This is a genomic window from Bartonella sp. AA97HXZ, assembly GCF_042196985.1.
Lineage (GTDB): Bacteria > Pseudomonadota > Alphaproteobacteria > Rhizobiales > Rhizobiaceae > Bartonella.
In genome coordinates this window covers 1-3,745 of record NZ_JBHIRC010000044.1, presented here as the reverse complement: position 1 = coordinate 3,745, position 3,745 = coordinate 1, and the positions used below count along the sequence as shown (strand labels likewise).

Sequence of the window (3,745 nt, the reverse complement as noted above, 5' to 3'; positions counted from 1 at the left end):
AGTGATGATGATTATTTTCGTGATGAGTATGAGGATGTTGCGTAAATAAAATAGCAGGTGCGGGGGGCGCCTGCTTTCAGAGAGCAATGTAAAAACAAAGGTATTAAAATTTCCATTAAACTCAATAAAACATGGAACATAACTGAAATTATAGGTGTTGGAAATGCTCAATCATGATGATATCGAAAGTGTTGAATTTTGTTTTACTGTAAATGGTAAAAAAATAAAATTTGATAAAGAGACTAATGATAAATTAAAGGAAAATATAGATTGGGAGAAATTTTTATCGCAATTATTCGTTGATAAAGAATAATAAGCCCTCTGGGACAAACGCATGTATTTTATAGGGGATATAAAAATGCCAAAAATTTTTATTGTATATAATAATCATACTATTTTAGAACAAACTGAACGTATTCTTTTTAAGCTTGGATTGGAACCATACGTTCTGAAATTTGGTAGTGATGATTTAACTACTATTGAGGATTTTAAACAAGAAATTAGTATACAAACTAATTCTCCAAAATTTGGTATTGTGTTACTTACTCCCGATGAGATTGGCTATGCAAAATCTGCTGATAAAAAAGACGCACAACCGCGCGCTAATAAAAATGTTATTTTTAAAATGGGTATGTTGTTTCCTATAATTTCTTGCAGAAATATTGCTATTTTAAAACAACGAGATGTTGAAGTGCCTTCAGATTATGAAGGGATTAATTACATTCCTTTTAATGAACACGTAAAAGAAACTCTCCCAAAACTTATTGAACTATTAAACACCGCCGGATTCAATTTAGATACACTTAACGACTGAATTTTTTTTGCATGAAGTATACGCACAGTGTCATTTGAAGCGTCATAAATTGCAATATCAGAAAAAACGATCATTTTTTATGAACGAAAATTGTATATTTAATTTCTATTTTTTCTATGCAATAATATATCAGTTTTAATATAAAATAACCTTTTTACTGAAAAATGCCAAAATTTTATGCTTATTTACGTGTTTCTCGTGATGGACAAGATACAGAAAATCAAAAATTTGGCTTGTTAGAATATGCTAACAAACATGGCTTTGCTCCACTCCATATTGAAGAAGAAATTGCAAGTAGAGGAAAAGATTGGCGTAAGCGTAAACTTGGTGTTTTAATTGAAAAAGCTGAATGTGGTGATGTGTTGTTAACACCTGAATTTTCTCGTATTGCTGGTTCTTCTCTTGCTGTTTTAGAAATTCTCAAAGCAGCCAGTGAACGTGGTTTAATTGTGCATATAACGAAACAAAACCTTATCATGGACGGAAGTTTACAAAGCGATATTATTGCAAACGTATTGGGTATGGTATCGCAAATTGAACGGCATTTAATTCAAACACGCACAAAAGAAGCCTTAAATGTTGCTCGTCAACGAGGAATAAAACTTGGCCGGCCAAAAGGAAGTAAAGCTACGCAATTAAAGCTGGACAATCACATTGATGAAATTCAAGCATTTATAAATGTTGGTTTATCACAGAGCCGTATTGCTAAGACATTAGGAGTTAGTGTGAACACCTTACGTTTATTTATTGAACGTAAAAACATCAAGCTTACGAAAATAAAGCCTATCATTACCATGCCAAGAACATAAAGGTATCTTTTAGTATAGTACTATACCCTACTATATAATATCATAAGGTATAGTAAACTTAACTGACGAACTTCTCATAGAAAAATTATTTTTTTCTTATATCCTCTTTCCAAAATTTTGTACCATTGTCTATCATTAGAGCTAATTGTAGTGCAGCTTCTGGAACTGTACTTTTTATGATATCTCCTCTTTTTGTTTTAACTTCTGTAAATCCATCACGCTGTATTGTATCGGGTTTGTTAAAACAATCTATTTTTTGATTAAAAGTTTCAAAAAATTTGCTAACGTTTTTAAAAACTTTATCGTTATGATTTTGAACGGGTTTATTGGTCATTTTTTCTCCTTATAAAGGGTATATTTTAATACTTTATTATACCTTATGGTATAATACTATACAATACTATATTCTATTTAGAAAGTAACTAAATGCCTGTCATATCCTTTGCTAATTCCAAGGGGGGGAGTGGAAAAACAACAGCTGCTTTGCTCCTTGCTTGTGAACTTGCACATGCTAAACCAGTTACAATTATAGATGCTGATCCTCGCCATCCTATTACCACTTGGTCTGAATTGCCGGGTAAACCAGATAATCTTACTGTCGTTACTAATGAATCTGAAAAAACTATTTTAGATGAAATAGAAATTGCATCTACTCGAGATCCATTCGTAATTGTTGATCTAGAAGGTACAGCATCACGCTTAACTAGTTATGCAATTAGTCAATCTGATTTTGTAATTGTTCCTATGAAGGAACAACAGCAAGACGCTATAGCAGCTATCGAAATTATAAAAGAAATTCACAGAGATATGAAAGCTGTACGGCGTCTTATCGCTTATTCTGTTTTGTTTACGCAATCTAAAGTTGTTGCAAAATCCAGAACTGCTCGTTTTGTATCATCTCAATTTAGAAAAAACCCAGAACTTGATGTTTTTGAAACAGAAATCAATGAACGTGATGCTTTTTCCGCAATCTTTGCAACTGGAGGTTCACATCGTAATCTCAATCCAAAGGAAGTTAATAATTTAGAAACTGCGATTGGCAATGTCGAAGCATTTGTTGCTGAAGTCATTACAAAGCTAAAAAAAGTTCAAGAGAAAGGAAATTAAAGAATGAGTACAGAAAGAAAACCATTAAATTTTTCAGAACTTGATGATTTTAAACCACGACAAACTCAATCTTCTTTAAACATTATACAACGCAAAGAGGTAGATAAGGCAGCAACTTTCCCAAGTCGTGAACAGTCAGTTGAGATACAATTAAATATCAAAGCTAGCGTAAATATCATTAATCGTTTTAAATTGATGGCTAAACAAGAGCGATATCGCCATGGTGATTTTCTAGAAATATTAATGAATGCTTATAAACAGAGCGATTAGTTTGTACGCTATAATTTTAAAAGTATTCATTTTATTCAGAAAACAAACATAAAACTGCTTTCTGTTTTTTAGGATTAAGTTTTCTAAAACCTTTTAAAAGGAAATATTCTTCTTTACTGGAAATTTCTTCATCATAATGGTACGGAATATTTCTTTTTTGTGAAATATCGGTATAAAAAAAGGAGATATGAACATCTAGTATGTTAGCGATTTCCTGCAAGCGTCCAGCTCCTACACGATTTGAGCCTTTTTCATATTTTTGGATTTGTTGGAAGCTTACTCCTAATTTGTTTCCTAACTCTGTCTGAGAAATTCCCATTGAAATGCGTTTATGACGAATTCTTTTGCCTACAGAAATATCATTAAAATGTGGAGTTTTCTTTTGCACTTTAAATTCCCCCCGACCGGGTGCGAGCGCCCTCGCATTGGTATTCCGGGAGTTAAAAGTACTGAAGTTTGAATCAGCTTTTTGCTTTTAGTGCTTTAAGCACCTGGACATAGCAAAAGCTCCCGGAATCCCGGGAAACCAACAGAGTGGGCTAATTTTATGTTCAAACTTTAAGGCTTTTAATCCCTTATTAATCGCTGCGTATACGATTAAAACATTCGCTTACCAATAAAGTAATTTCAGGAGATTGGCAAATAAAAATAGTTTTTATTTATAAACTTTATTTTTTAATGAGAGGCTATCCGCCTCTCAAACTCTCCGGAACGCTCACCAAAATCATGACATCAGACCCGCGTT

7 protein-coding genes are annotated in these 3,745 nt (G+C 32.7%); 5 read left to right on the top strand and 2 right to left on the bottom strand.

What is annotated here, in order from left to right; genetic code table 11:
• The first annotated feature begins 163 nt into the window (after window positions 1–163).
• From ACFINE_RS09325 to ACFINE_RS09315, 3 genes are all read left to right on the top strand, one after another.
• Window positions 164–313 (top strand): hypothetical protein, encoded by a 150-nt coding sequence (locus tag ACFINE_RS09325; protein WP_375612426.1) that lies wholly within the window; start codon window positions 164–166, stop codon window positions 311–313.
• 45 nt (window positions 314–358) lie between these two features.
• Entirely contained in the window at window positions 359–814 is a 456-nt protein-coding gene (locus tag ACFINE_RS09320) for a TIR domain-containing protein (RefSeq protein WP_375621840.1), read from the top strand.
• Between the two features lie 164 nt (window positions 815–978).
• Window positions 979–1,623, top strand: coding sequence for a recombinase family protein (locus ACFINE_RS09315; RefSeq protein ID WP_375621839.1), 645 nt, complete (start codon window positions 979–981; stop codon window positions 1,621–1,623).
• 85 nt (window positions 1,624–1,708) lie between these two features.
• Here the strand turns inward: ACFINE_RS09315 and ACFINE_RS09310 are convergent, their stop codons facing one another.
• Window positions 1,709–1,957, bottom strand: coding sequence for a hypothetical protein (locus tag ACFINE_RS09310; RefSeq protein WP_375621838.1), 249 nt, complete (start codon window positions 1,955–1,957; stop codon window positions 1,709–1,711).
• A 92-nt stretch (window positions 1,958–2,049) separates the two neighbouring features.
• Between ACFINE_RS09310 and ACFINE_RS09305 the strand changes: the two genes are divergently transcribed.
• Both ACFINE_RS09305 and ACFINE_RS09300 read left to right on the top strand, forming a co-directional pair.
• Window positions 2,050–2,730, top strand: coding sequence for an AAA family ATPase (locus ACFINE_RS09305; RefSeq protein WP_375621837.1), 681 nt, complete (start codon window positions 2,050–2,052; stop codon window positions 2,728–2,730).
• 3 nt (window positions 2,731–2,733) lie between these two features.
• Entirely contained in the window at window positions 2,734–3,000 is a 267-nt protein-coding gene (locus tag ACFINE_RS09300) for a hypothetical protein (RefSeq protein ID WP_375618900.1), read from the top strand.
• Between the two features lie 31 nt (window positions 3,001–3,031).
• Here the strand turns inward: ACFINE_RS09300 and ACFINE_RS09295 are convergent, their stop codons facing one another.
• Window positions 3,032–3,388 carry a helix-turn-helix domain-containing protein gene (locus ACFINE_RS09295; RefSeq protein ID WP_375621836.1) on the bottom strand — a complete coding sequence of 119 codons (357 nt, stop codon included), beginning with the start codon at window positions 3,386–3,388 and terminating at the stop codon, window positions 3,032–3,034.
• Between the last annotated feature and the right edge of the window lie 357 nt (window positions 3,389–3,745).